The organism is Streptomyces profundus (assembly GCF_020740535.1).
Classification (GTDB): Bacteria; Actinomycetota; Actinomycetes; order Streptomycetales; family Streptomycetaceae; genus Streptomyces; species Streptomyces profundus.
Genome location: NZ_CP082362.1, coordinates 1359388 through 1386371, shown reverse-complemented (window position 1 = coordinate 1386371; position 26984 = coordinate 1359388). Strand labels below are relative to the sequence as shown.

General features: G+C 73.0%; 21 protein-coding genes. 9 read left to right on the top strand and 12 right to left on the bottom strand.

What is annotated here, in order from left to right:
- The first annotated feature begins 1 nt into the window (after nucleotide 1).
- The 5 genes from K4G22_RS06165 to K4G22_RS06145 all read left to right on the top strand — a co-directional run bounded on the left by K4G22_RS06165 (nucleotide 2) and on the right by K4G22_RS06145 (nucleotide 5125).
- The gene (locus K4G22_RS06165; protein ID WP_228078683.1) at nucleotides 2-829 is read left to right on the top strand and encodes an MOSC domain-containing protein; all 828 of its coding nucleotides are present in this window, start codon (nucleotides 2-4) and stop codon (nucleotides 827-829) included.
- A gap of 41 nt (nucleotides 830-870) precedes the next feature.
- Nucleotides 871-1374: a tetratricopeptide repeat protein gene (locus K4G22_RS06160; RefSeq protein ID WP_228078682.1), complete on the top strand. Its 504-nt coding sequence runs from the start codon at nucleotides 871-873 to the stop codon at nucleotides 1372-1374.
- Between the two features lie 130 nt (nucleotides 1375-1504).
- The gene (locus tag K4G22_RS06155) at nucleotides 1505-2059 is read left to right on the top strand and encodes a GNAT family N-acetyltransferase (protein ID WP_228078680.1); all 555 of its coding nucleotides are present in this window, start codon (nucleotides 1505-1507) and stop codon (nucleotides 2057-2059) included.
- Nucleotides 2060-2187: 128 nt separating this feature from the next.
- Nucleotides 2188-3972: an arginine--tRNA ligase gene (gene argS / locus K4G22_RS06150; protein ID WP_425336781.1), complete on the top strand. Its 1785-nt coding sequence runs from the start codon at nucleotides 2188-2190 to the stop codon at nucleotides 3970-3972.
- A gap of 7 nt (nucleotides 3973-3979) precedes the next feature.
- Entirely contained in the window at nucleotides 3980-5125 is a 1146-nt protein-coding gene (locus K4G22_RS06145) for a glycosyltransferase (protein WP_228078676.1), read from the top strand.
- 33 nt (nucleotides 5126-5158) lie between these two features.
- Here the strand turns inward: K4G22_RS06145 and K4G22_RS06140 are convergent, their stop codons facing one another.
- The 4 genes from K4G22_RS06140 to gmd all read right to left on the bottom strand — a co-directional run bounded on the left by K4G22_RS06140 (nucleotide 5159) and on the right by gmd (nucleotide 10756).
- Nucleotides 5159-6058 (bottom strand): glycosyltransferase family 2 protein, encoded by a 900-nt coding sequence (locus tag K4G22_RS06140; RefSeq protein WP_228078674.1) that lies wholly within the window; start codon nucleotides 6056-6058, stop codon nucleotides 5159-5161.
- Between the two features lie 72 nt (nucleotides 6059-6130).
- Nucleotides 6131-6631 carry a hypothetical protein gene (locus K4G22_RS06135; protein WP_228078672.1) on the bottom strand — a complete coding sequence of 167 codons (501 nt, stop codon included), beginning with the start codon at nucleotides 6629-6631 and terminating at the stop codon, nucleotides 6131-6133.
- Nucleotides 6631-9357: a CBM96 family carbohydrate-binding protein gene (locus K4G22_RS06130; protein WP_265590216.1), complete on the bottom strand. Its 2727-nt coding sequence runs from the start codon at nucleotides 9355-9357 to the stop codon at nucleotides 6631-6633. The genes K4G22_RS06135 and K4G22_RS06130 overlap by 1 nt, the downstream gene beginning before the upstream one ends.
- Before the next feature lie 385 nt (nucleotides 9358-9742).
- Entirely contained in the window at nucleotides 9743-10756 is a 1014-nt protein-coding gene (gene gmd / locus K4G22_RS06125; protein ID WP_228078671.1) for a GDP-mannose 4,6-dehydratase, read from the bottom strand.
- A 116-nt stretch (nucleotides 10757-10872) separates the two neighbouring features.
- On the opposite strand from gmd, the gene K4G22_RS06120 reads away from it, so the two are divergent.
- Nucleotides 10873-11814: a GDP-L-fucose synthase family protein gene (locus K4G22_RS06120; RefSeq protein ID WP_228078669.1), complete on the top strand. Its 942-nt coding sequence runs from the start codon at nucleotides 10873-10875 to the stop codon at nucleotides 11812-11814.
- Between the two features lie 8 nt (nucleotides 11815-11822).
- On the opposite strand, the gene K4G22_RS06115 is transcribed toward K4G22_RS06120, so the two are convergent.
- The 4 genes from K4G22_RS06115 to K4G22_RS06100 all read right to left on the bottom strand — a co-directional run bounded on the left by K4G22_RS06115 (nucleotide 11823) and on the right by K4G22_RS06100 (nucleotide 16656).
- Complete coding sequence (locus tag K4G22_RS06115; RefSeq protein WP_228078661.1) at nucleotides 11823-13328, bottom strand: exopolysaccharide biosynthesis polyprenyl glycosylphosphotransferase; 1506 nt, start codon at nucleotides 13326-13328, stop codon at nucleotides 11823-11825.
- A gap of 351 nt (nucleotides 13329-13679) precedes the next feature.
- The gene (locus K4G22_RS06110; RefSeq protein ID WP_425336614.1) at nucleotides 13680-14531 is read right to left on the bottom strand and encodes a heme ABC transporter ATP-binding protein; all 852 of its coding nucleotides are present in this window, start codon (nucleotides 14529-14531) and stop codon (nucleotides 13680-13682) included.
- Nucleotides 14528-15571 (bottom strand): FecCD family ABC transporter permease, encoded by a 1044-nt coding sequence (locus tag K4G22_RS06105; protein ID WP_228078659.1) that lies wholly within the window; start codon nucleotides 15569-15571, stop codon nucleotides 14528-14530. Before K4G22_RS06105 ends, K4G22_RS06110 begins: the two co-directional genes overlap by 4 nt.
- Before the next feature lie 65 nt (nucleotides 15572-15636).
- Nucleotides 15637-16656, bottom strand: a complete 1020-nt coding sequence (locus K4G22_RS06100) for a heme/hemin ABC transporter substrate-binding protein (RefSeq protein WP_228078657.1) — start codon at nucleotides 16654-16656, stop codon at nucleotides 15637-15639.
- A 139-nt stretch (nucleotides 16657-16795) separates the two neighbouring features.
- Between K4G22_RS06100 and K4G22_RS06095 the strand changes: the two genes are divergently transcribed.
- Together K4G22_RS06095 and K4G22_RS06090 are read left to right on the top strand one after the other, a co-directional pair.
- Complete coding sequence (locus K4G22_RS06095; RefSeq protein WP_228078656.1) at nucleotides 16796-18265, top strand: HtaA domain-containing protein; 1470 nt, start codon at nucleotides 16796-16798, stop codon at nucleotides 18263-18265.
- A complete protein-coding gene (locus K4G22_RS06090) occupies nucleotides 18262-19782 on the top strand; it encodes an HtaA domain-containing protein (protein ID WP_228078655.1) in 1521 nt (506 codons plus the stop codon). Before K4G22_RS06095 ends, K4G22_RS06090 begins: the two co-directional genes overlap by 4 nt.
- A 78-nt stretch (nucleotides 19783-19860) precedes the next feature.
- On the opposite strand, the gene K4G22_RS06085 is transcribed toward K4G22_RS06090, so the two are convergent.
- Nucleotides 19861-20604 carry a class I SAM-dependent methyltransferase gene (locus K4G22_RS06085; RefSeq protein ID WP_228078654.1) on the bottom strand — a complete coding sequence of 248 codons (744 nt, stop codon included), beginning with the start codon at nucleotides 20602-20604 and terminating at the stop codon, nucleotides 19861-19863.
- Between the two features lie 78 nt (nucleotides 20605-20682).
- Nucleotides 20683-21591, bottom strand: a complete 909-nt coding sequence (locus K4G22_RS06080) for a LysR family transcriptional regulator (RefSeq protein ID WP_265590215.1) — start codon at nucleotides 21589-21591, stop codon at nucleotides 20683-20685.
- Between the two features lie 94 nt (nucleotides 21592-21685).
- Between K4G22_RS06080 and K4G22_RS06070 the strand changes: the two genes are divergently transcribed.
- Nucleotides 21686-22651 carry a threonine ammonia-lyase gene (locus K4G22_RS06070; protein ID WP_228078653.1) on the top strand — a complete coding sequence of 322 codons (966 nt, stop codon included), beginning with the start codon at nucleotides 21686-21688 and terminating at the stop codon, nucleotides 22649-22651.
- 15 nt (nucleotides 22652-22666) lie between these two features.
- Here K4G22_RS06070 and K4G22_RS06065 read toward each other — a convergent pair whose 3' ends face one another.
- Together K4G22_RS06065 and K4G22_RS06060 are read right to left on the bottom strand one after the other, a co-directional pair.
- A complete protein-coding gene (locus K4G22_RS06065; protein ID WP_228078652.1) occupies nucleotides 22667-26551 on the bottom strand; it encodes a wHTH domain-containing protein in 3885 nt (1294 codons plus the stop codon).
- A 113-nt stretch (nucleotides 26552-26664) separates the two neighbouring features.
- The gene (locus tag K4G22_RS06060; RefSeq protein WP_425336613.1) at nucleotides 26665-26940 is read right to left on the bottom strand and encodes a hypothetical protein; all 276 of its coding nucleotides are present in this window, start codon (nucleotides 26938-26940) and stop codon (nucleotides 26665-26667) included.
- Nucleotides 26941-26984: the final 44 nt, after the last annotated feature.

Genomic DNA, 26984 nt, shown 5'->3' with positions numbered 1-26984 from the left:
CATGCCCCGGATCAGCGCGTTGTTCAGCTACCCGATCAAGGGGTGCGCCGGGGTGCCGCTGAGCACCGCCGCGCTCACCCCGGCGGGGCTGCCCTACGACCGGTCCTGGATGGTGACCGACCCGGCCGGCACCTTCCGCAGCCAGCGCGCCGACCCCCGGCTCGCCCTGGCCCGCCCCTCGCTGACGGAGGACGGCGGCCGGCTCACGCTCCGCGCCGAGGGCCTGGAGCCGGTCGCGTTCGAGGTGGACGCCACCGGGCCAAGCCGGCCCGTCTCGCTCTTCGGGCAGCCGTTCACCGGCATCGACCAGGGGCCCGAGGCCGCCGACTGGTTCACCGAACTCCTGGGCCGCCCGAGCCGGTTGGTGCGGGTCCCGCCCGACCACCGGCGGGTCACCGACGGCCGCACCCCCGGCACCTGCGGCTACGCGGACAGCGGCGCGGTGCTGGTGGCGAGCCTCGCCTCGCTCGCCGAGCTGAACCGGCGGATCGTCGCCGGCGGCGGGCGACCGCTGCCGATGGACCGCTTCCGCCCCAACGTGGTGCTCGACGGCCTGGATCTACCGCACGGCGAGGACGGCCACGCCGCGCTGGAGACGGACACGGCCCGCCTGGAGCACGCCAAACTGGCCATCCGCTGTGCCGTCACGTTGGTCGACCAGCGCGCCGGGGTGCGCGGCGGCCCCGAGCCACTGCGCACCCTTGCCCACTATCGGCGCATGGCGGGCGGCGGGGTCGCCTTCGGCGTCAAGTTCTCCGTCACCCGGTGCGGCACCCTCGCGGTGGGGGACAGGCCCCGGATCACCGCCCTCGACGCGGCGGAGGTCTGACCCGGGAACCTCGACGCCGTGCCCGCTGACATCATGGCCGGATGAACGGACCGAACAGGGACGAACGGCTGGTCGAGGCGATCCGCGTCCGCGCGGCCGGACAGCACCAGCTGGCCAGGGAACAACTGGTCGCGCTGGCCGGCGAGTTCCCCGACGATGTCGAAGTGGCCTTCCACACCGCCTGGGCGCATGATCTGCTGGGCCTGGAGGCAGCGGCCGTGCCCTTCTACGAACGCGCGCTCAGCCAGGAGGGGTTGTCCCCGGAGGACCGTCAGGGCGCCTTGCTGGGCCTCGGCAGCACCTACCGGGTCCTCGGCCGGTACGAGAGCGCCGTGGCCACCCTGCGGCGCGGCGTCGACGAGTTCCCCGACCACGCCGGCCTGCGCACCTTCCTCGCGATGGCCCTCTACAACACCGGCGAGCACCGGGAGTCCACCGGACTGCTGCTCCACCTCCTCGCCACCACCAGCCAGGACCCGACGATCACCGACTACCGGCAGGCCCTCGACCGCTACGCCGACCACCTCGACGAGACCACCGACTGACCGCCGACGCCGGGCTCATCCCCGGCTTGACGGCGCCGGCACACCCTGGACCGGCACCGGCCGCGTTCGCCGGCCGAGCGGGGCGAGGCGCGGCGTCCTGGGGGGCGAGCCGACTGGTTAGGGTGGCCGGATGTCCACCCCCGCGCCCGTGCTCCGCCCCGCCACCCCGGACGATCTGCCGGCCGTCGCGGAGATCTACGCGCACTATGTCGCCCACACCGTGGCCACCTTCGACGAGCAGCCGCCGGCCCTCGACGCCTGGCGCATCCGGCTGGCCGACGCCGGCGAACGAGGGCTCCCGTTCCTGGTGGCCGAGACGGTGGCCGAGACGGCGGGGGAGATCGCGGGGGAGATCGCCGGCTACGCCTACGCGGGGCCCTGGCGGCCCAAGCCCGCCTATCGGCACACCGTCGAGGACAGCGTCTACCTCGCCCCTGGCCGGACCGGGAACGGTCTGGGCGGTCTGCTGCTCGCCGCCCTGATCACCGGCGCGACCGAGGCCGGGGCCCGGCAGATGGTGGCCGTGATCGCCGACGGCGGCGGACGCACCTCCGTCGGACTCCACCGCCGCCTCGGCTTCGCCGAGGTCGGCCGGCTGGTCGGCGTCGGGCACAAGCACGGCCGCTGGGTCGACACCCTGCTGATGCAGCGTCCCCTCGCCGTCGACCGGGCCGCCACCGGATGAGCCGTCCCCGGGGCGCGGCCGGGCCCTGATCCGGTGCATGCCACCGGGACGCGCCTGCCATGCTAGGAGTGGCACCCGCGCACGCGAGGTGCGGATCGACTCCCCGGGGAAGAAGTACACGAAACATGGTGGAACAGGTACGGCCGCTGGCCGACGAGGTGGCCGCGGCGGTCTCCGCCGCGATGGAGAAGACCCTGCCGGCCGAGCTGGCCTCGGCCGACCCGCTGGTGCGCCCCTCCGACCGCGCGGACTTCCAGGCCAACGTCGCACTGTCCATGGCCAAGCGCCTGGGGCAGAACCCGCGCGAGCTGGCCGGCGCGCTCCGTGACCACCTGCTCGCCAACGGTCAGGGCATCGCCTCGGTCGAGGTGTCCGGGCCCGGCTTCCTGAACATCGACCTCACCGACGCCGCCCTGCTGGAGCGGCTGGCCGTCCGGCTGACCGCGCCCCGCCTCGGCGTTCCCGCGTCGCAGTCCGGCGAGTGCGCCGTGATCGACTACTCGGCGCCCAACGTCGCCAAGGAGATGCACGTCGGGCATCTGCGGTCCACCCTGATCGGCGACGCGCTGGTGCGGGTGCTCGGCTATCTCGGCGCCCGGGTGGTGCGGCAGAACCACATCGGCGACTGGGGCACCCAGTTCGGCATGCTGATCCAGTACATCTTCGAGCACCCCGAGGCCAGTTGGCGCAGCGAGGACGCGGATGTCGCCGACGCCGGCACGGGCGGCGCGGTCTCCGCGCTCGACGCGCTCTACCGCGCCTCGCGGCAGGAGTTCGACGCCGACGCCGAGTTCAAGGAGCGCGCCCAGCGGCGGGTCGTCGCCCTCCAGTCGGGCGACGAGGAGACGGTCACCGCCTGGCGGGAGATCGTCGCCGAGTCCGCGCGGGCGTTCCAGCAGGTCTACGAACGGCTCGGGGTGCTGCTCACCCAGGACGACATCGCCGGCGAGTCGTTCTACAACCCCTGGCTGGACGAGGTTGTCGACGAACTGACCGACAAGGGCATCCTTGAGGACAGCGAGGGCGCCAAGGTTGTCTTCTTCGACGACATCAGGGGCCCGGAGGACAAGCCGGTGCCGATGCTGGTGCGCAAGCGGGACGGCGGCTACGGCTACGCCGCCACCGACCTGGCCACCCTCCGCCACAGCGTCCAGGAGCACGGGGCCACCCGCCTCATCTATGTGGTGGACGCCCGGCAGTCGCAGCACTTCGACATGCTGTTCCGCGTCTCCCGGCGGGCCGGCTGGCTCACCGACGAGGTCGAGGCCGTGCACGCCGCCAACGGCACCATCAACGGCCCCGACGGGCGCCCGTTCAAGACCCGCGCCGGCGGCACCGTCCGGCTGGCCGACCTGCTGGACGACGCGCTCGCCCAGGCACGCCAGGTCGTCGCGGAGAAGGACCCGGGGCTGACCCAGGAGGAGCTGGACCAGGTCGCCGAGGTGGCCAGCGTCGGCGCCGTCAAGTACGCCGAGCTGTCCACCTCCCGGGTCAAGGACTACTCCTTCGACGTCTCCCGGATGGTGTCCTTCAACGGCCAGACGGGCGTCTACCTCCAGTACACCCACACCCGGATCGCCTCCATCCTGCGCAAGGCGGAGAGCGTGGAGGGCCCCTCCGCCGCGTTCCACCCCGAGCTGACGCTGGAGCCGGCCGAGCACTCCCTCGGCCTGGCCCTGGACGCCTTCGGCCGCGCGCTCACCGAGGTCGCCGACACCCTGGAGCCGCACCAACTCGCCGGCTACCTCTACAACCTGGCGAAGTCGTTCACCGGCTTCTACGAGTCCTGCCCGGTGCTGAAGGGCGTGGCGCCCGAGGTGCGGGCCAACCGGTTGGCGCTCTGCGAGCTGACCCGGGCGACCCTGGCGCAGGGCCTGGGGCTGCTGGGCATCGCCGCGCCCGACCGGATGTGAGGCGCGGGTGCGGGTCCTGCACGCGGTGACGTTGCACACCCCGAGCCACGCGTTCGGCGGGCCCACCAGGGTCGCCCTCGGCCTGTGCCGCGGGCTCGCCGAACGCGGGGACGACGCCGTTCTGTTGGCGCTCGGGGACGGGTTCCCCGCCGGGCCGCTGCCGCGCGCCGTGGAGGGCGCGCGGGTCAGGCTCCACCGGGCGCGGCATGTGCTGCCCCGCTTCGAGGTCAGCGGGATCACCTCGCCCTCGCTGCTGGCCGGCGCGGCGCGCGCGGTGCGGACCGCCGATCTGGTGCACGTCCACCTGATGCGGGACCTGGTGACGCTGCCCGTGGCGCTGCTGGCGCTGCGCGCCGGCACCCCCCTGGTGTTGCAGACCCACGGCATGATCGACCCGACGGAGAACCGGGTGGCGCGGCTGGTCGACGGTCTTGGCGTGCGGCGGGTGCTGCGCCGCGCGGACACGGTGCTGCACCTCACGGAACGGGAGCGGCGGGAGACGGCGGCCGTGGTGGCGCCGGCGCCCATCGCGCCGGCCCGCCGCCTGGTCAACGGGGTGCCGGCGCGGGAGCGGGCGGCGGCGCCGCAGGGGCCGCCCCGGCTGCTCTATCTGGCCAGGGTGCAGGAGGGGAAGCGGCCGGGGGACTTCGTCGGCGCGATGCCGACGGTGCTCGCCGAGCATCCACAGGCGCGCTTCGTCCTGGCCGGGCCCGACACCGGGGCGCTCCCCGAAACCCTCGCCCGCGCCGAGGAGTTGGGGGTGCGGCACGCGCTGGACGTGGTCGGCGCGCTGGACGGGCCCGAGGTGCTCGACGCGCTGCGCGGCGCGAGCGCCCTGGTGCTCCCTTCGGTCCAGGACGCCTTTCCGCTTTCCGTGCTGGAGGCGATGTCGGTGGGCACGCCCGTGGTGGTCACGGACACGACCGGGCTCGCCCCGGATGTGGCCAGGGCCGGCGCGGGGCGCGTGGTGCCGGCCCGCCCGGGGGGCGAGAACGGCCAGGCCATCGGGCGCGCGGTGCTGGAGCTGCTGGCACCGGCGGCCAGGGAACGGGCGTCCAGGGCCGCCTGGGAGCTGGCGCGCGCGGAGTTCACCCTGGACACGGTGCTCGACCGACTGACCGGGATCTACCGCGAGGTCCTGGCCGCCCGCTGAACCGATGGCCCGCCGGGCGGACCTGCCACGGGCTCACACCTTCGGCTCCGCCTCGCTCCGGAGAGCGCCGCTCGGCGGCTTCGGTCGGGCGCTGTCAGGCGGCTGTTCGGCGGTGGCCGTCTCGCGGGCCTTGAGGCCGATCTGCCAGCGGTAGAAGCTCATCGCGAGGGCGTAGTCGAGGCCGGCGCGGCCGTCGAGGAAACCCCGGCGGTAGAGGTAGGCGTAGCCGAAGGAGAGCAGCGGCTTCAGCGGGGCCCGGTGGAACAGCTGGCCCTGTCGGGTCTTGGCGACCCTGATCTCCTCGCGCACCTCGGGGTGCCGCTCCAGCCAGGCCTCCCAGTCGGAGTAGCGGTTGTGCCGCTCGAACCAGGTGCGGACCGGATCCAGATCCCGGTGCTCGATGGTGACCCGCAGCCGATGCACCGGATCGGCCAACGGCTGGTAGTGGCCCTCCTGTTCGCCCATGCCGGGCGCGGCCAGATCGGCCGGCTCGGGGAAGCGGGCCCGGGTGCGGTCGAGCAGGGCGCGCTTGACGATGGTGTGGCCGTGCCGCAGCCGGCGGCCGGCGAACCAGTAGCCGAGCGGGATGTCGAAGGCGGCCGGGCGCACCCGCCGTCCGGCCAGGAAGATTCGGCGCAGCTCGGCCAGCAGCTCGCCGCTGGGCGTCTCGTCGCCGTCCAGGAAGAGCACCCAGTCGATGTCGGTGCGCACCCGGTCCAGGCACCACTGCTTCTTCTTCGGGTAACCGCCGTCCCAGGTGTAGGAGATGACCTCGGCGCCCTCTGCCTTGGCGAGCTCCCTGGTGTCGTCGTCGCTGTCGGAGTCCACCACGATCACGGCCGCGAAGTGGCCTGTGACCGACCGCACCGTGGAGACGATGTTGGCCGCCTCGTTCTTGGTGGGGATCACGACCGCTATCGGTAGTCGGGTCACGCTGCTCCTATCTCCGTAAGAAGGGCTCGGGCGGACGGGGGGCCGCGCCGCCGACCGGCGGCGGCGCGGCGCTCAACGGGTGGGCGCCAGCAGTTCGGCGTGCTCCGGGCAGAGATGCTCGACGGCGGCCTCGGCCCCCGGGATCTCGCCGGCCTCGACGGCCGGCGCCGCCGCGGCCGGATCGTGGCGGGAGAGATAGCCGAGGCGATCGCAGGCTGCCATCCCCAGATCCAGGATGGCGCCGGGCTCGACCCCGGTGGGGACCCGCTCGGCCAGGTAGTCCCGCTGCTCCTCGGTGAACTCGCCGTCGGGCGGGGCGAGATCCTCGGCGGAGAGGGTCTCATCGGGCACGCCGTCGTCCGCCGACGCCGCCGGGCCCTCGCCGTCCGGAGCCGGATCGGAGGGATCGGACGGGTCAGCCGGCTCGGACGGTGCCGTGGCGGAGGGCTCGGCCGACGCGGTGGCCTCGCCCTCGGGAGCGGCGCCGTCGTCGGACGAACCGCCGCAGGCCGTCAGCGTCGCGAGCAGCAGGGCCACGAGCGGCACCAGGGCACGGGCGGGGGCGCGGCGCATCAGGGCGCTCCGAAGGTCAGCAGCAACTGGGGGCGCACGGCCGTCTGTTGGCTCTCCCGGGCGCGGAGCCACAGGCTGTCCGTGCCCTCGCCGGTGAGCGCCAGGCTCAGCTCCTCGCCGAGGGAGGAGGCTATCTCCGCCGTGTCGAGCGGCGCCGTATAGGAGCCGCCCACCGCCTCGGGGGCGCTGAGCGTGCCCAGCACCTCATCCGCCAGGGCCGGGCGGTTGGCCCAGGTGGTCTCGGCCTCCGACCAGGCTTCGGCGGTGCGCCGCACGGCGAAGTCGTCGGCCGAGCCGGCCGCCGCGTCGTCGCTGACCCGCACGCGCAGCGTCGCGTCCTTGAGCACCGTCCCGGCCGGCGCCTCCGGCAGGGTGAAGGAGAGATAGCTCTCGTAGGGGCTGGAGCCGCGCACCGCGAGCTGTTGGTGGGTGCCGTGGTTGGCGTTGGCCGCCGCGCCGTTGACGTAGGTGTCGGCGTCCGGGGTGAGCTGGGTGAGGGTGTCGGTGGGCTGGGAGGCCGCCGCGTAGTGCGCCGCGATCCTGGCGGCGGGCAGCTGCGGGGCGTAGACGGCCGTCTCGTCCAACAGGCCCTGGTAGTGGTCGCTGCTGGGGCGGTTCGGCCAGCTCTGGAGGCTGTCGCCGCCCGTGCGCCAGTATCCTTCGACCTCCCGGCTGGCGGTGATCGAGGTGTTCACGGCGACCTGCTCGCCGTCCAGATAGAGCCGCATCCCGGCCGGGCCGACGGAGGCCGCCGCGTGGTGCCACTCCCCGTCGTGGTAGCTGTTCTGGCTGATCACCGTGTGGTAGCGGCCGTCGTAGACGCCGAAGGCCACCCGGCCGTCGTTGAGCAGATAGATGTTGTTGTCCCGGTTGGCGCTTGGCTGGAGCGTGCGGTCGCCGAGGCCGATCAGCTTGCCGCCCCTGGTGGTCGTGGTGTTGAACCAGGTCTCCAGGGTGAACTCGCTCATCCCGCCGTAGCGGACGTTCCCGTAGGTGTAGTCGTCGGAGCCGTCGTAGCCGATGGCGGCGGCGCCGGGGCCCGGCACCGCGGGCGGGGTGGCGCCGCGCTGGGGGCCGCCCCGGTGCACGCCGCCCGAGTCGTTCCCCGAGGAGTCGGAGGCGAAGTTGTTCGCCGGCTCGTCGTACCGCCAGTAGAGGAGCGGATCGTCCGCCAACACGGCCTCCACATAGGGCTGTTCGCCACTGGCCGTGGTCACGGAGACCGGCGCGGAGAGCGCGCTGGTGTTGCCGGCGCCGTCCGTGGCCGTGACGCGGTAGCTGTGGCTCAGGCCCGGGCTGGTGTCCGTGTCGGTGAAGCTGAGCTGCGGGCGGCGCCAGGGCACGGACGACTCCCGCACCGTGTGGATGGGCGTCGCCCGGCCGTCCCGGTAGACCTGGTAGGTGAGCAGGCTGTCGTCCAGATCGACACTGGCGCGCCAGCGCAGCTCGACCTCCCCGGCCGCCGTGGACACGGCGTGCGCCTCGGGGACCGTGGGCGCGCCGATGTCCGGCTCGGAGGCGAACCGCGTCAGCCCCCACTGCGGCTGGCCGTTGACCGTGGTGAAGCCGCCGCCCACCCACAGGAAGTCCCGCTCGTCCTCGGGGTGGTCGGTGACCACGGCGAGGGCGCGGGGCCCGAGCTGCTCGCCGAGGCCGTCGTTGGTGTTGGGGAACCAGCCCAGCAGCGCGGGGTCGTCCACGCCCTGCCCGAAGAGGTGGTAGCGCTCCTGGTTGGGGAACTCGCCCATGCTGGAGCAGTCGTGCGCGTGGTGGGCGCTGTAGAGGACCTCCTGATGGACGGCCACGGCCTGGGTGGCGCCCAGGCAGGTGTCCCGCCAGCGTTCCTCGAAGGTGTCCAGATCGAGCGCGATCCGGCCGTCGAAGACGCCGCCGCCGGTGCCCTCGTTGCCGGTGTAGAAGCCGTCGGCGTCCACCTCGATGGCCTGCACGGTGGAGCGGGGGTCGATGAAGCCGTCCGAGTAGGCGTGGGCGATCGAGCCGGTGGCCGCGCTGACCACGGCGAGGGCGTGCGACCTGGTGCCGTTGACCGTGAAGAAGTCCCCGCCGAGCAGCACATGCTCGCCGTCGGGGGTGACCCGGACGGCCTTGCCCGCCTCGTCGGCGTCGGCGCGCCAGCCCAGCACCTGGCCGGCGGCGTCGACCGCGCCGAACTTCGCTCGCGGCTGACCGCTCAACTGGCCGAAGTCGCCCCCGAGATAGACCGTGTCGTCGGTGGCCGTGAGCGCGCGGACGATGCCGTTGGCCGCCACGGGGAAGGGCTTGCGGGCGCAGCCGGGAAGCTCGAAGGCGGCCACGCTTGAGGCGCCGGCGCCGGCCACCGTGCCGAAGGTGCCGCCGGCGTAGAGGGTGGAGCCGTCGGGGGAGACGGCCAGGGCGCGCACCGAGGCGCTGCCCGAGCCGACCGTGAACGCCAGGGAGCAGTCGGCGACGGGCGCTCCGGTGGCGGCGTCCAGCGCGACGAAGTTCACCGCCGGCTGCTCCTGGGTGCCCGAGCCGGCTCCCGGCGGCCTGACGGTGGAGAAGGTGCCGCCGACATAGACCACACCGTCGGACTCGGCCAGCGCGTAGACGATGCCGTTGGTCTGCCAGGTGGGCAGCTCGTCGGCCGTGATGGCGACCGGGGGCGTGACGGCGCCGGCGCCACCGGAGACGGCGCCCTGCGTCAACAGGCCGGCGCCCAGCGCCAGCGCTGCCCCCACCGCCACGGCCCGCCGCGAGCGGCGCCCGCGGTGCCGGGCGGACGCGCCGCCCGAGCGGCCCGACGTGCGTGCGTACCACGCGATCCGCGACGGCCGCGAACGATGCGTCAGTCGACGCCAACCACCCCTGAGACTCACCTAAGTCGCCCCTTTCACAACCACGTCCCCCATACTCCTTCACGGCACTGACACTCGACAGCCGAAAGGGGCTTTGCCCGGGTACTGGACCCCTGGGACAGGGCGCACGTTGTCGGCGCACGGTGGTGCGAAGGGCGCATTCAGCCTCATGCGCCCCGCGGTTCACGCCCCACCGCTCGTCTCCCGAGTGCCTCGGCGGTCCCACCAGACCCTCCAATCCCGGCGGCCCCACCGCCCCCCGGTGCCCTCGGTCTCACCGGTCGACCCGCACCCTGCTGCCGCTCAACTCCGCTGCCAGCACCTCGACATCGGCGGCGACCATCAGCTCGGCCAGCTCCCGCCAGTGGGTACGGGGCCGCCAGTCGAGCAGCTCGGCCGCCTTGCTCGGGTCGCCGATGAGCGCGTCGACCTCGCTGGGCCGCTCGTACTTCGGGTCGAAGCGGACATGTTCCTCCCAGTTAAGGCCGCCGGCGGCGAACGCCGCGTGGAGGAAGTCCCGCACGCTGGCCGCCACTCCGGTGGCCACCACGTAGTCGTCGGGCGTCTCCCGCTGGAGCATCAGCCACATCGCCTCGACATACTCGGGCGCGTAGCCCCAGTCCCGAACCGCGTCCAGATTGCCCAGATAGAGGCGGTCCTGGAGCCCCGCCCTGATCCTGGCGACGGCGCGGGTGATCTTCCGGGTGACGAAGGTCTCGCCCCGGCGCGGCGACTCGTGGTTGAAGAGAATGCCGTTCACCGCGAACAGGCCGTACGCCTCCCGGTAGTTGACGGCCGACCAGTAGCCGTAGACCTTGGCGCAGCCATAGGGGCTGCGCGGATGGAACGGGGTTCCCTCATGCTGGGGTGGCGGCGCCGCGCCGAACATCTCCGACGAGGACGCCTGGTAGAGCCGGGTGTCGATGCCGCTGGCCCGGACCGCCTCCAACAGCCGCAGGGTGCCGAGCCCGGTGGCGTCGGCCGTGTACAGCGGCGCGTCGAAGGAGACCCGCACATGCGACTGGGCACCCAGGTTGTACATCTCGTCCGGGCGAATCTCCCGCAGCAGATTGACGAGGGCGACGCCATCCGTCAGATCCGCGTGGTGCAGCACCAGGGTGCGCTCGGGGTGCTGCGGGCCCTGGTAGATATGGTCGATCCGCTCGGTGTTGAACGACGACGAGCGACGCAACAAGCCGTGCACCGTGTACCCCTTGGCCAGCAGCAGCTCGGCCAGATACGAGCCGTCCTGCCCGGTGATTCCGCTGATCAACGCCGTCTTGGGCATGGTGCGCCCTCTCTCGTTGGTGTCTTCGGCCGAGTCGGCCCGAACGGCCCCTCGGGACCGGTCGCGCGGTGCGACCGCCTCGGCACTGTCAGTGCCGCCTGGCAGAATCCCGTGGCATGGAAACGCTGTTGCCGCCGAACGCGCGGATCTTCGTCGCCGGGCACCGCGGGTTGGCCGGCTCCGCCATCGCCGCCGAGCTGGCGGGCGCCGGCCATGAGGTGATCACCAGGACCAGGGAGCTGTTGGATCTCCGCGACGCGGAGGCGACGGAGAGCTTCCTGCGCGCCACCCGGCCGGACGCGGTGGTGCTGGCCGCCGCCCGGGTGGGCGGCATCATGGCCAACGCCATGGAGCCGGTGGCCTTCATCGAGGACAACCTCCGCATCCAGCTGAGCGTCATCGCCGGCGCCCACGCGGCGGACGTCAACCGGCTGCTCTTCCTCGGCTCCTCCTGCATCTACCCGCGGCTGGCGCCCCAGCCGATCCCCGAGGAGGCGTTGCTCACCGGCCCGTTGGAGCCGACCAACGAGCCCTACGCCCTGGCCAAGATCGCCGGCATATCCCAACTGCGCTCCTACCGCAGGCAGTACGGCCGCTCCTATGTGGCCGCCATGCCCACCAACCTCTACGGCCCGGGGGACAACTTCGACCCGCGCACCGCCCATGTGCTGCCCGCCCTGTTGCGCCGGTTGGACGAGGCCAGGCGGGACGGGCGCGATGAGGTGACGCTCTGGGGCAGCGGCACGCCGCGCCGCGAGTTCCTGCACAGCCGGGATCTGGCCCGTGCCTGCCTGCTGATGCTGCGCGTCTACGACGAGGAGTTGCCGCTCAACGTGGGCTGTGGCGCCGATCTGTCGATCGCCGAGTTGGCCGACGCGATCGCCTCGGTGGTCGGCTTCCGGGGCCGGATCGGCTGGGACACCGGGAAACCGGACGGCACCCCGCGCAAGTTGCTGGACATATCCCGGCTGCGCGCGCTGGGCTTCGAGCCCCACGTCCCGCTGGCCGACGGCCTGGCCGACACCTATGCCTGGTGGCGGGAGCGGCCCGCCGGATGAACGTGCCATCAGTAGGCGCCCCGCCCGTTGACCACCGCGCGGACGGTGCGCGCCAGCACATCCAGATCGCCGGTCAGGGTCCAGTTGTCGGTGTAGGACAGGTCCAGCGCCAGCCCCTCGTCCCAGGACAGCTCGGAGCGCCCGCCCACCTGCCAGGGCCCGGTCAGCCCGGGTTTGACGCGCAGCCGCCGCAGCTCGACCGCGCTGTAGCGGGCCACCTCGTCCGGCAGCGGGGGCCGGGGCCCGACGAGCGCCATCTCGCCACGCACCACGTTGACCAGCTGGGGGAGTTCGTCCAGCGAGGTGCGCCGCAGCAGGCGGCCCACGCGGGTGATCCTGGGGTCGGAGCGGATCTTGAAGAGTGGCGTCGCGGCGTGCTCGTTGGCCGCCTCAAGCGCCGGCCGGTGGCGCTCCGCGTCGGGCACCATGGTCCGGAACTTCCACAGCGTGAACGGTGTGCCCCGGTGGCCGATGCGGGTCTGCCGATAGAGCACGGGCCCCTTGGAGTCCCACCGCACGGCCAGTGCCAGCAGCGCCAACAGCGGGGCGAGCAGGACCAGCGCCCCCGCCGCCACCACCCGGTCCGCGGCGGATTTGACGGTGGTCCTGGTGCCCGAGCGCGGCGGCGGGGCGACATGGAGCAGATTGAGCCCGGCGGCGCTGGTCAGCGTCAGCCGGTGGCGTGCCACCTCGGTCAGTCCCGAGGCGACGACCAGGCTGAGCCCGGCGTCCTGCACCGACCAGCTGAGCCGGCGCAGCCGCTCCCCGGCCAGCCGGGCGCCAGGCACGAGAAGCACCAGGTCGGCGCACTGCTGGCGGGCGGCGGCGAGTACGCGGGAGCCGTCGGTGCCGGCCGGGATGAGATCGGGGATGTCGGGGTCCGGCGCCGGCGCCTGGAGCGGCAGCCGCGCCAACGGCGTCACCCCGCTGGTGAGTTCGCCGGGGCCGAGCAGCACGGCGCCGACCGTCACATAGGCGTGGTCGGTTCCCGCGGCCAGCCGCGCCGTCACCAGGTCGACCGTGTTCGGCTCGCCCACCACCAGCACCCGGCGCACGGCCTGCGCCTGGTGGCGCTGTCCGGTCAGGTGCCGGTGCAGTCCGGCGGCGGTCAGTCCCGTCACCAACGGGGCCCAGACCAGCGCCAGCAGCGCCGCCGACACCTCGGAGCTCTCCCCGGTCAGGGCCCGTGCCACGGCCAACAGGCCGAGCAGCGACAGCCAGTCGCGGGCGGAGGCGAGGAGCCCCCGGCTCTCGCCCAGGCCATGGCGTCGATAGCGGTGGTGCGCCGCGCGTAACCCCAGCCACCCCAGGGTGGCGACCAACGCCGAGGCCAGCGGGCGCGGTTGGGCGGTGAGGTGGTAGACCAGCAGGACCGGCACGAGGACGCCGAGCGTGTCGGCGGTCAGCGCGACCGGCGCGTACCAGCGTGCCGTACCCGGCGGCGACGCCGTGCGACCGGCGGCGACCCGCGGTCTTCGTGCGGCTCCGGAGCGTGAGATGTCTGGATGGCGCATATCCCCCCCGAACGGTGATGTGAGCGGCGCCGGGCGACGAACGACGGGACCGACGAACGACGGGCCGGGCGATCGAGGTGAGTGAGGCGAGGGACCGTGCGGATGACACGGACGGGCGAAGGCGGGGCTCCTACGAGCGGAGGCGGGGCTCCTACGAGCGAAGCGGGGCTACTACGAGCGAAGCGGGGCTACATCGAGCGACAGCGGACTACAGCGCGAAGGCGCGTCCTCATCTCCCCGTGAGTGCGCGCCCTTGCCGCAGAAAAGGCTAGGGCATCGCACCGCCGTTTGCCCGCGGTTCGCCGGAACTTCCCGCCGACCACGGCGCGCGCCGGCCGCCGTTCACCTGGCTCAGTCGTGCGCGGGAGGGCCGGGGCGCGCCGGGCGTTCGGGGACGATCAGCGGGGCGTCGGTGTCCGGGTCCCGCAGCACCCGCACCGGATGCTGGTACACCTCGCTCAACAGCCCCTCGGTGAACACCTCGTCGGGGGTGCCGGTGGCGGCGAGCAGCCCGTCGTGCAGCACGGCGGTGCGGTCGGCCCAGGCGGCGGCCAGGCCCAGGTCGTGCAGGACCACCACCACTCCGCGTCCCACGGCGGCCCGCTCGCGGCAGATCCGCAGCACCTGCTCCTGGTGGCGCAGGTCGAGCGCGGCGGTCGGCTCGTCGAGCAGCAGCAGCGCGGTGCGCTGCGCCAGGACCCGGGCCAGCGCGACCCGGGCGCGCTCCCCGCCGGAGAGCGCGGCGAACGGTCGGTCGGCGAAGGGCAGGACCTCGGTCAGGTCCATCGCCTCGGCGACCGCCTCGTCGTCCTCGTCCTCCGCCTCGGTGCCCACCCATGGCGCGCGGCCCATCCGGACCACCTCGGTCACGGTGAACGGGAAGGACAGCGTGGCGGCCTGCGGCAACACGGCGCGGCGCAGCGCCAGTTCACGCGGCGTCCAGTCGGCGGTCGGCCGTCCGTCGATCAGCAGCTCGCCGTCCGAGGGCGTCAGGTCGGCGGCCAGGGCGGCCAGCAGCGTGGACTTGCCCGCGCCGTTCGGGCCGACCAGCGCCAGCACCTCGCCGGCCCGCACGGTCAGGTCGATGTCGCGCAGCACCTGGCGCTCGCCCAGCGACACGGCCAGCCCGGCCACCTCGGCCAGCACCGCGCCCACGGCCGGTTCGGTTGGCCGTTCGACGATCCGGGAACGGAACCTGATCACGCCCAACCTCCCTGGCGACGGCGGGTTCTGCGGAGCAGCCAGAAGAAGAAGGGGCTGCCGATCAGCGCGGTCAGCACGCCGAGCGGCAGCTCGGCCGGCGCGGCGGCGGTGCGTGCCACCAGGTCGGCGCCGAGCAGCACCAGGGCGCCGCCCAGCGCGCTGCCCGGCAGCAGGAAGCGGTGCCCGGGGCCGGCGACCATGCGCAGCAGATGCGGGACCAGCAGCCCCACGAAGGTGACGATTCCGGCCATGGACACGGCCGCCGCCGTCAACAGCGCGGTGACCAGGATCAGCGTCACCCGCAGCCGCTCCACGTCCACGCCCAGGTGCCGGGCCGGCCGTTCGCCCAGCGCCAGCAGGTCGAGGCGGCGCGCGTACCAGGGGGCGACCACCAGGCCGACGAGCGCGCAGGGCAGCACGGCCAGCACCTTGGGCCAGGTGGCCTGGGCCAGCGAGCCCAACTGCCAGAAGGTGATCTCGGAGATCTGCGCGTTGTCGGCGAAGAAGATGAACAGACCGATCAGGGCGCCGGCGAAGGCGTTCACCGCGATGCCGGTCAGGATCAGCGTGACCACTTCCGTGCGGCCGTCCGATCGGGAGAGGACATAGACCAACATCACCGTGCCAAGGCCGGCGATAAAGGCAAACACGGTGATCGTCCAGTTGCCCAGGAAGTCAAGGCCGAAAGCGATCGCCGCCACCGCGCCCACCGCGGCGCCCGAGGAGATCCCGATCACCCCCGGCTCGGCCAGCGGGTTGCCGAAGACGCCCTGCATCAGCGCGCCAGCGCACCCCAACGAGGCACCCACCAGCAGCGCCAACACCACGCGCGGCATACGCGCGTTCCACAGCACGCTCTCGCCGACCTGGTCCAGCGGCTCGCCGCCGAGACCGACCCGGTGCAGCACGGAGTCGATCACATCGCCCAGCGGGATGGCGTAGGCGCCGGTGGCCACGGCGACCAGCGCGAGCACCACCAGGGCCCCGCTCAACCCCACCGTCAGCGCGGTGATGCGCCCCACCCGCCCGGAGCGTGGCACCCGCGGCTTCTCGGCCCGGCCCGCCGGCCCGGACGGCGCGCCCCGTTCGACCGCGGTCGGCGCGGTCACGCCGCCGGGCCTTCGTCGTGGATCTGTTCGGCGAGCGAGGCGAGCACCGCGTCCGTGCGCGGCCCGTAGTTCAGCAGCACGCCGTCGTCGACGGAGGCCACCCTGCGGTTCATCCCGGCCGGGGTCTGCGCGATCCCGGGGATCTCCACGAGGCCGTCGACCCCACCGACCGATTCGAGCCCCTTGGTCATCACGAGGATCACATCGGGCGCGGCGGCGGCCAGCGCCTCGCTGGTGATCGGCGTGAAGTCCTTGTCGAGCCCCGACTCCTGGCCCGCGTCCACGCCGCCGGCCGCCTCGATCAGCGAGACCGCGCCCGACTCGGCGCCGCCCAGCAGATACACCGAGGCGCTGCCCCGCAGGTAGAGGAACGCGACACGCGGCCGGTCCCCTTCCGTCGGCAGCTCGGCGCGGACCGCCTCGATCCGCTCGTCCGTGCGGGTCGCCAGCGCCTCGCCGGCCTCGGGGACGCCCAACGCCTCGGCCACCGCCTGGATTCGGCGGTTGACGTCGTCGAGTTCGAGCGCGGGTTCCAGGACCACCAGCGGCACGCCGGCGGCGCGGATCTGGTCGATGGCCTCGTCGGGCCCGGTGGTGGACTCGGCCAGCACCAGATCGGGGCGCATGGAGAGCACGCCCTCGGCCGAGACGTCATGCCCCCTGGTCACCACCGGGAGGTCGGCGGCCTGTTCGAAGGTGGCCGAGACGTCGCGGGCCACGACCCGGTCGCCGTGCCCCAGGCTGAAGACGAGCTCGGCCAGCGACCCGGAGAGCGGCACCACCTTGTCGATGGCCGTCACGGTGACCTCGTTGCCGTCGGCGGACTCCACCGTCACCGGCAACGTCGGCTCGGCCGGCGGCCCTTCGAGCGGCTCCACCCGGTCCGGCGTCCGCGCCGGCGCGTCGTCCGCGTCGTTCCCGCCGCCCTTGGCGTCGCCGCCGCAGCCGGTGACGGTCAGGGCCAGCGCCAGCAGGGCCGCCCATGTGCTGAGCAGTCGTCCGGATCGAAGGGCCACCGTGCGTCCGCCTTTCTGGCTGTTGTGGTGGGCGGGTTGGGGTGAGGGGGTACCACCCGAGCCCGGGAGTAGCTTAGGTTAGCCTAACCTGGCTAATTGATCCCGGGTTGCCCTAGGAGGACGTTCGATGCTGCCCACGATGCCGCGCAAAGCCGCATTCATGCTGCTGGCCATCCTCCTCTCCCTGGCCCTGATGCCCGGCACCGCTCTCGCCGCGCACGCCGCCGCCGAGCGTCCGGTGGCCGGCGGACGGTTGGACTGGGGGATCAAGACCTCGTTCCAGACCTATATCACCGGCCCGATAGCCAGCGGGAGTTGGAGCCTGTCCGGCGGCGCCGCCACGGTGGGGCAGAACCAGTTCCGGTTCCACTCGGCCAACGGGGGCTACGACCCCGACAGCGGCACGCTCGACGCCGCGTACAGCGGGGGCGTTCACTTTGTCGGCCACCAGAAGGACGACGGCAGCTATGAACTGGACCTCACCATCAGCAACCCGTCACTGTCGATATCGGGCCAGAGCGGGACGCTCTTCGCGGACATGCGCTCCAAGGAACGCGGCACGGGACAGGTCACCGAGAGCAGCCAGGTGCCGCTGGCCTCGCTGGATCTGAGCGGCGTCGACCTGCGCGGCGGCACCCAGATCGCGGTCACCGGCGTGCCCGCCACCCTCACCGGCGAGGGCGCCACCGCCTTCGCCGGCTACTACCAGGCCGGCGACCCGCTGGACCCGGTGAGCTTCACCGCCGACAGCCAGGAGCCCACGGAGCCGGAACCCGACCCCGAGCCCGAGCCCGACGACACCGACAACGACGGCGCGGACGAGGACGAGGACGAGAACCCGGACGCCGCGGCCGAACTCGCCGACGGAGCGGTGGACTGGGGAGTGCGGCGCACCTTCCGCGAGTACGTCACAGGCCCGATCGCCGAGGGCGCCTGGGAGCTGACCGACGGTGCCCAGGACGGCGGCGCGCTCTTCCGCTTCGGCGCGGGCGAGGGCACCGTCGACCCCGAGGCCGGCACCGCCGAGGCCGCGTTCACCGGCGCGGTCCGGTTCACCGGCACCGATCTCGACCTGAGCCTCGGCACGTTGCGGGTCACCGTCGCCGACGGCGTCGGCACCCTCCACGCGGATGTCACCAACGCCGGTGAGACCGCCGACGACCAGCCGTTGATCACCTTCGCCGCCGAGGACCTCACCCCGGAGGACGGCCTGGTGCTGCTCGCCGAGGTGCCGGCCGAGCTGACGGAGGAGGGCTCCGCCGCCTTCGGCGGCCTCTACCCGGCCGGCACCGCCATGGACCCGCTGACGTTGGCGCTGGCCGTGGCCGACGGCGCCGAACTGCCGCCGCTGCCCGACCTGGGCGCCGAGCCCTCGGCGCCCGCCGAGCCCGCCGCCGACCCCGAGCCGGCCGCCGAACCCGAGGCCACGTCCTCAGGGGACGGCGGCAGCAACACCCCCACCCTGATCGCGACCGGAGCGGGCGCCCTGCTGGCCCTCGCCGCCGCCGCGTACTGGTTCACGCGCCGCAACCGCCGCGCCGCCCCCACAGCCGAACCGGCTGACTCGTCAGCCACATCCGAGAACTCCGAGGAGACACCGCGCTCATGACCCCGCCCACGATCCCGGCCACGGCCGACAGACCTCACAGGACCCGCGCGGCGCGCGGGGGCGTGACCATGCTCACCGTGGCCTGCGCGACGGTGCTCGGCGTCACCGCCCTCGCCGGCCCGGCGGCGGCGGACGACACCCGCCCGGCGCAGGTCATCGACCTGGTCGACGGCACCCTCGACTGGGGTGTCAAGGACTCCTTCCGCCGCTACATCACCGGCCCCATCGCCGGCGGTTCCATCGACCTCGCCGACGGCGCCGAGACCACCGACACCGGTTTCCGCTTCACCGGCGGCACCGGCAGCTACGACCTGACCACGCATGGCGTCGACACCGCGTTCGACGGCAGCGTCCACTTCACCGGCCACCACGGTGAACTCGACCTGAGACTTGCCGATCTGAAGGTCGTGACCGAGGGCACCACCGGTGCCATCGTCGCCGATGTCACCGTCGCCGGTCAGACCACGGAGGACGTCGAGTTCGCCGCGCTGGACCTCAGCGGCGCGACGCGCGGCTCCGGCGAGGACGGCGCGATGGTGTTCGCCGACATCCCCGCCACCCTCACCGCCGACGGCGCCACCGCCTTCGAGTACAACGGCAGCCCGATGTACGCCGAGGGCACCGAGCTGGACCCGGCGACCCTCTCCGTCACCCCCGACAGCGGCGATCCCGGCACCGACCCCGGCACGGACCCGGGCACCGACCCCGGCACGGACCCGGGCACCGATCCGGGCACCGACCCCGGCACCGATCCGGGCACGGACCCCGGCACGGATCCGGCGGACGTGCCGGGCACGGTGGTGGACGGGCAGCTGGACTGGGGCGTCAAGGAGTCCTTCCGCACCTACGTCACCGGGCCCATCGCCAACGGCGAGGTCGAACTCTCCGGCGGCGCCACCGAGTTGGTCGACGGCTACCGTTTCCCCGACGGCAGCGGCCAGTTGGACGCCGAGGCCGAGACGCTGGACACCTCCTTCGCCGGCGGCGTCCGCTTCACCGGCCACGACGGTGCCCTGGACCTCCAGTTCAGCGATCTGGCCGTCGAGATCAACGGCGCCGAGGGCGAGTTGCTCGCCGATGTGTCCTCCAAGGACCGGGAGACCGGTGAGGTCAGCGAGTACGACGACATCATCGTCGCCGAGTTCGAGGTGCCGGCCGACGCGCTGAACCCCGAGGACGACGTGCTGACGCTCTCCGGGCTGCCCGCCTACCTCACCGCCGACGGCGCCCAGGCGTTCGCCGGCTTCTACGAGGAGGGCGACGAACTCGACCCGGTCAACTTCTCGTTGGCGCTCAGCGACGACGCCCAGCTCCCCGGCGGCAACGGCCCGGGCGGCGGTGACGGCAACGGTTCGAGCGGCGGCCCCGGCCCGCAGGGCGGTGCCTCGGGCGGCGCCCTGGCCGCGACCGGCGCGGGCGAGACGCAACTCGCGCTCTTCGCCGGCGCCGGCGTGCTCCTCCTGGCGGGAGCCGCCACCGTGGGCCTCTCCCGCAACCGGCTGCGTCACCAGGTCTGACGGGCCCGACAGAGAAGGAGAGCCGACGCCGGCGGCTGGGCCCCACCTCGGGGGGAGGGCCCAGCCGCCGGCGTCCGTTCACGGGCTGGGCCGCCCGTTCCGGCGGGCGAGATGAACGGTGAGGTCCGCGTCGATCGCCACCGTCTCGGGCAGCACCCGCGCGATCTCGTCGAGCGCCCGCTCGCGCTTGGCCGGCGGCAGCACCAGATAGGCCGAGACGGTCGAGAGATGGCCGACCCAGTCGTCAGCGGTCATCGTCAATCGCCGTTCGATCAGGGACTGCTGCACATCGGAGAACCACGGGGATCGCAGCAGCTCCGTGCCCGGCCACTGCATCAGCTCCTCCGGGGGCGTCCCGTCCGGCGACGGCACCTCGTCGCTCGCCAGATACGGCGACCGCGCCGCCAGGACCGCCTCCTCGACGGCCGGGTCCGCCAACCGGACGGGCCCGCCGAACGACGCGAACACGCCACCGGGAGCCAGCAGTTCGGCCATCCGCGCCCACCGCCCCTCGGGGGCCGTCCAGTGCAGCGCCGCCGCCGCGTAGACCAGCCCGTACCGCTCATCCGTCGGCAGCTCCTCGAACGCGGCCCGCACCGTGCGGACCGTCGCGGGGACATGCCGACGCAGCGCGGCGAGCATGGACTCGTCCGGCTCCGTCGCCGTGACCGCGAGCCCCCGGCCGGCGAACAACCGGGTCGCCTTCCCCGTTCCCGCGCCGATCTCCAGCACGGTCCGCACCGGCCGGCCCGCATAGGCCAGCACCACCCCGGCGAGCTCCTCCGGATACCCGGGCCGGAACCGCTCGTACGCTTCCGCCATCACTCCGAAACTCAACGCGCGACCAGGCATGCCGTGCATCCTGACACGGACCGCGCCGCTTCCGGCGCGCGATGGTGCTCAGTCCGGCTCGGTCCAACGCTGCTCGGCGACCGTGTCCGCCAGCACCGCGCCGAACGCCGCCACCGGCTCGGCCGGCGGCGAGGTGCCGTAGACGGCGAGCGAGACCCGCCGGGTCTCGTCCGACAGCCGCTCCACCCGCACCCGCTCGTTCCGGTGCGCCGCCAGCGTCAGCCCCGGCAGCACGCTCACCCCCAGACCCGCCGCCACCAGCGACTGGACCGCCACATAGTCGTCCGTCTCGAAGGTGATCCGAGGGGTGAACCCGGCCCGCTCGCATATCGAGACCAGATGCGCCCGGCACCGCTCGCAGCCGGCGATCCAGCTCTTGTCGGCGTGCCGGGCCAACTCCCCTGGCGTGGCCGCCGGTTCGCAGTCGGCCGGGGTCACGAGAAAGAGGGGCTCCCGCATCAGCGGCACCAGCGTGGTGTTGCGCTGGTCACCGGCCGGCGGCTCGTCATGGGCGAAGACCAGCGCGGCGTCCACATCGGCGTTGCGCAGCGCGGTCAACGCGGCCGGCGGCTCCGCCTCCGTCAACGCCAGCTCGACGCCCGGGTGTTCGGCCGCCAACCGGGCCACGGCCGGCGGCACCAGGGTGGCCAGCGACGAGGGGAACGCCGCCAGCCGCACCCGCCCCGTGCGCAGCCCGGCGTGCGCGGCCACCTCGGCCCGCGCCGACTCCACCCGCCCCAGGATCTCCTCCGCCCGCGCCACCAGCAGCCGGCCCGCGTCCGTCAGCAGCACCCCGCGCCCCGCCCGGCGCACCAGCACCACACCCACCTCGGCCTCCAGCCTCGCCAGGTGGTGGCTCACCGAGGGCTGGGCATAGTGCAGCGCCTCGGCCGCCCCCGTGACCGAGCCCTCCCTGGCCACCGCGACCAGCACCCGCAGCCGGGTCAGATTCCACATACCCGCAGGGTAGGCACAACCCATAGATCAGATCTATGGAAGCAGAGAAATTCAGCATTGGAGCTATGTGTCCCCTTCGTGGGACAGTGCCGACATGCGCCCGCCGACCATCTCCGACGCGCTGGCCGCCCGCCACACCCTCGCCGGTCAGCTGCCCCCCACCCCCATGTGGAACTATCCGGCCCTCGACGCGAGCGTCGGAGCCGAGGTCCTGGTCAAACACGAGAACGTGCAGCCCACCGGTGCCTTCAAGGTGCGCGGCGGGCTGACCCTGCTCGCCGGACTGGACGCGGACGAACGCGCGGCCGGCATCGTCGGCTACTCCACGGGCAACCATGCCCAGTCACTGGCCTACGCGGCCAAGCGGTACGGGGTGCCCTGCACCATCGTGATGCCCACCGACCCCAACCCGACCAAGGCCGCCGCGGTGCGCGCGCTGGGCGCCGAGCTGATCGAGGCCGGCCGGGACATGACCGAGGCCGCCGAGCGGGCCCGGGGGATCGCCGAGGAGCGCGGCAGCCGGCTGGTCAGCGCGGCCGACGAGCCGGCGCTGGTCGCCGGCGTCGCCACCACCTATCTGGAGATCTTCGAACAGGCGCCCGATCTGGACGCGGTCGTGGTGCCGGTCGGCGGCGGCAGCGGCGCGGCGGCGGCCTGCCTGGTCGCGGCGGCGCTGGCGCCCCGCTGCCGGGTGATCGCCGTCCAGTCCGCCGCCTCCCCGGCCGCCCACGACTCCTGGCGCGCCGGCACCCTGCTCAGCCGCCCCAACCGCACCCGCGCCGAGGGCCTGGCGATCGGCAGCGGCTTCGCCCTCACCCAGGGCTTCCTCCGGTCCCACCTCGCCGATTTCCTGCTGGTCGACGACGCGACCATCGGCGCGGCGCAGTGGCTCCTGCTCCGCGACGCCCACACCCTCGCCGAGGGCGCCGGCGCGGCCGGTCTTGCCGCCCTGATCGCCCACCCCACCGTCTTCACGGACCAACGCGTCGCCGTCGTCTGCACCGGCGCCAACGCGAGCGAACACGAACTCCGCACCCTGCCCCTGGCCACGGCGGCCTGACGGCGCGCGCTCCGCTCAGGCGAGCGGCACCCGCCGGAGCGCCGCCCTGATCGTCTCGGCGGGATCGGGCACGGCCACGCCGAGCTGGCGCAGCCAGGAGACCACCTGCGTGAGGGAGGTCTCCCGTTCCAGGGCGGCGTGGTGGAGGTAGTGGAGCGGGAAGTGGCCGGGCTCGGGGGGTTCGTACTCCTCCAACTCGTGGGCCCGGAGGAGATCCAGGGCATCGATGAATGTGAGGCCCCGCGGAAGATCCTCGCGGGACGTTCCCACGCCATAGGCCTTCAGCCGTCCGGCGATCTCCCGTGGTGTCGCGCCCAACTCGCGTGACGCCAGGAGGACGCGGTTGAACGGAACCGGTTCGTCGGTGGGGAGGCGCCACCAGATGAAGGGGCCGGAGCCGCTCAGAATCTCCCGATCCAGGCGGCTCGGGTAGTCAGGCACCCGCAACGGGATGTCGAACCCGTAGTCCCGCAGGCGGCTCAGCTTGTGGCGCAGTTCCTCCAGGTCAGCCGTCTTCTCGACGACGGCATCGTAGGAGAGGGGCCCGGGAGGGCGCGCGGGAGCCTCGGCTGACTCGTCATACAGGTACGGCAGGTCGGCGGGGCTCGCATCGGCCGGCGGTGGCACCGAGGGCGCAAAGCCCAGTTCGGCCAGCTGCTCCACTACCTGACCCACCGGGAGTTGGAGGGTCTCCGCTGCTCGGAGCACGGCTTCGGGGACCACCCGTTCCCCCGGGGCCAACCAGGGAGGCCGCCCGTCTCCGTCCTGGCTCAGCAGCACCGTCATGGCCGGGGCAGGACGGTGTGGCAGCGGGCCCTGGTCTATCTGCAGCCCATAGGCCGCGAGCCGTCGGCGGACCTCCGGCACAGGTAGGTCGAAGGCCCGACTCACGTTCGCCACATGGCCCAGAGAGACAGGCACTTGGGGGTCGAGACAGCCGAGGGAGGAGTTGGCGGGGTCCTTCCACAGCAGTCCATCGCCCTCCAGGGCGGCATGGGCGACTCGCACGTCCTCGTCCGTTACCAGGACCCCGAACTCCCTGAGCCGGGCGGCCACCACGGCCGGGCTCTTCTCGGCGTCCCGAGCCGCTGCGAGCAGGTCGCTCGCGGGGAACGGTTCGCCCGGCGCGGGGAGGGAGGTGTTGACGAACCCCCTGGCCAGCTCCCCGGTAAGGGGCGCCGCCGCTGACCAGCGTTGGGGTTCGGTCTTGACAAGTCCCAGAGCCAGCAGTCGCCGTGCGATGACCGGCGGGGTCGACCTCAGCGTCTCGCTGATCCCTGCCAGTTGGCGCAGTTCCAGAGTCAGCGGCGCAGCCATGAACGTTCGACCGCCACCCCACCGCCGGTAGATCAGCCACTGGTCGGATGGTCTCGCCCTGTGCACGGGCCCCACGGCGTCGATCTCCGGGCAGAGCGCGGTCAGCTGGGCGAGCAACCGGGTGGGGCGGTGGGCGAGTAGCCGCCAGAGGTAGATATGGTCCGGGAGGGAACCTAGCCTCCTGGTCCAGCCGTTGGCGGAGTATCCGGAACCCCTGATCAGCCCGGAGCGGAGTAGGTCGGGGTCGCCGGGGAAGAGGCCGCTCTCGGCGACATCGATCCTCCAAGCCCGGTCGGCGAACCCTCTGCCCGCTGCCAGGAGGGCCTCTCCCAGGAGGTCGGCCAGCAGAACACCGAAGTCGGCGACCCGGCAGAACCACTCGAAGCTGGGCAGTTCACTCGTCATCAGGGCGTCCGTGCCCGCACTCAACAGGTCGTCCAGGACCGGCCGAAGGTCGTCGATCACCTCTCTGCGGTCCACCGACAGCTGAGCGGGGGCACGCCGCCCGATGAGGTTGACGACCGCGCCGACCAGCTTGCCCCCGTACCGGTTGTTGGTCCCCACCAGCAGGCCGTCCACCAGTACCGCGCCGCCGTGTTCGCACCAGATGATCTGGCTGTCCTCGGGCGGGTCCGGGCAGGGGACCAGCGCGCCGTGGGCGTTGAGACCGAAGTCCTCCCGGTGCGGATCCACCTTCCTGGTCCGCAACACCCCTGGCTCCCAGACGCTGTTCCTGGACCCCTTCCGCGCGATGGTCGTGAACTCCGCGATGCCCAGGAGGCGTTCGAGCACATCCACGGCCGACCAGTCGGCCGGCAGGACGTCAGCGCGGAGGAACAGCCGGACCGTGGTGCCGGGGTGGCCCCGGTCGGAGAGTCGGACGATGCGGAAGAGATGGTCCGGGCCGCAGATCGAGACTTCGAGGAGGGGGCCGGGGACGCCGTTCTGGCCCATGCGGCAGGTGGTGACGCGGATCTCGTCGGCCAGCATGAAGTAGCTCAACACCCCGATGCCGAAACGGCTGTTGGGGTGGAGCCGCACCGGCGGGTCCAGGGCCTCCCACTCCGCGCGTTCCAGGGTGAACTCCAGCTGTTCGGCGAAGCGCGCGCCCGCGCGGGAGAAGACGCCGCGCAGTTCGGACTCGCCCATGCCGACGCCGTTGTCCACGCAGTCCAGGAACGGCCGGCCCTCCTCGTCCACGCCCTGCTCGAAGGCGATCTCGCCGGAGTAGACCGTCTCGCCCCCGCCCGTGCGGCCGAGGTACTCGGTGCGGGCCCTGCGGTAGCGGCAGGCGTCGAGCGCGTTCTGGTACAACTCCCGGACCGCCAGGTCACGTTCCTTGTAGAGCTGAACGCCCATCGCCATGTTGAGCAACTGGCGGCCTTCGTCGCGGAACTGGCCGTAGTTGTCGAACGTGCCCTGGGCCGGGGCGACCTCGTGAGCGGAGAGGCGGGTCGGCAGGGTGGGCATCGGTGGCGGGACGCGTTCCCGCACCGTGCGGCGCACCGCGTGCAGCAGTTCGTCGACGCGGCCCGCGTACTCGCGTAGCCCCTCGACCACCGCCTCGTGGTGGCATTCGGCGCGCAGCACGGGGAGTTCGGGGGAACCACCCCAGTGTGCCGCGTCCAGCGTGGCGCGCAGCGCGGCGAGGTCCACGGGGTGGGGGGTCGCCAGATGCTCGACCACGATATCGGGGAGGGCGGTCATCTCGATCGCCATCCCGTGGGCCAACGCCGCGATCAGGGCGAGGCGTTGGTCCCTGATCCGCTGGTGTCCGCTGATACAGCGGACCGTGTCCTCGGCGGGGAGCGTGCCGAGGAACTCCGGATGGCAGACGTCGGGGCCCCGCCGCAGGCCATGGAGCAGTGCGGTGACCCGGCGCGGGGCGAGCGCTTCGCCCAACTCCCGGGCGCAGGGGCCGAGATCGGTCAGCAGAAGGCTCAGTCCGGACAGGTCGTCCCGCTGGGCCAGCCGCCGGTGGTGGAGCCACCAGCCGACCGCCGGCTCGGCGCCCGGCCTGCGCAGGGCGCGTCGGACCAGGGACCGGTGCGCGTCGGCGAACGCCTCGAAAGCCTTCCGTTCGTCCTCGGGCGCGGTCGCGGGCGCGGGCTCGGGAGTCAGCGAGTCGGGGCGGGCGCTCGGCGCCGACTCCGCCGCGCGGCGCAGGTTGTGCGCCTGATGGAGAAAGGGCAGCAGGACCAGCAGCGCGGCCTCGGCCGGGTAGAGGTCCAGGCCGGGGGGTGGGGCGTCCAGCAGGCGTCCCAGGTTCTCCAGGAAGCGGTGCGGGAATCCTTCGTCGGACCATGGGTCCTCGGCGAGCGGCTCGCTCGACGCGTCGCGCAGCCGGGCCAGTTCGACGGCGGTGGCGACGGCCGCCCGTCGGTGGTCGGTGTGCTCCCGGTCCGAGGGGATCCGCCGCCACACGGGGGAGTCGGCGACCGCGCGTGCCCACGGGTCCACGGGCACGGGCGCCGCCGGCGGTTGCTGCCCGTGGAAGTGCACGGACCCGACCGTCTGAGCCTGGACCAGGCCGCCGACGCTCGCGTTCCCCCCGACCACGTTCCGGGTCCCATCCTGCCGCAACGCCCCGCCTCCCCACTGTCCCCGTCCGAACCTAGACCAACGACGGTAAGCCGAGGGCCACTTCGGTCACCCGAACGAGTGAGGGACAGCGGGGGGTGGCGGTGCGCCGGAGGCTAGTAGCGGCGGAGGCGGGCTGCCGCGAAGTTGCCGATGAGGGCGTAGACCACGGCCGCCAGACCGTAGCCGCCCACGACGCGGGCCCATTCCTGATCGAAGGTAAAGAGGTCGTGTGACCAGCTTGCCAACCAGCGCGACGCGTCATGGCTGAAATCGACCAGGGCGTTATCGGGGTTGGCGTCCAGGAGGTAGAGCAGTATCCACAGGCCGATGATGGAGGCCACCACGTTGGCGACAACCGCGATCACCGATGCCAGCGGTCCGAGCTTCACTCTTGAAGAGGCCATGCCTATCGCCTAGCCGCTTCCGGCTGGCT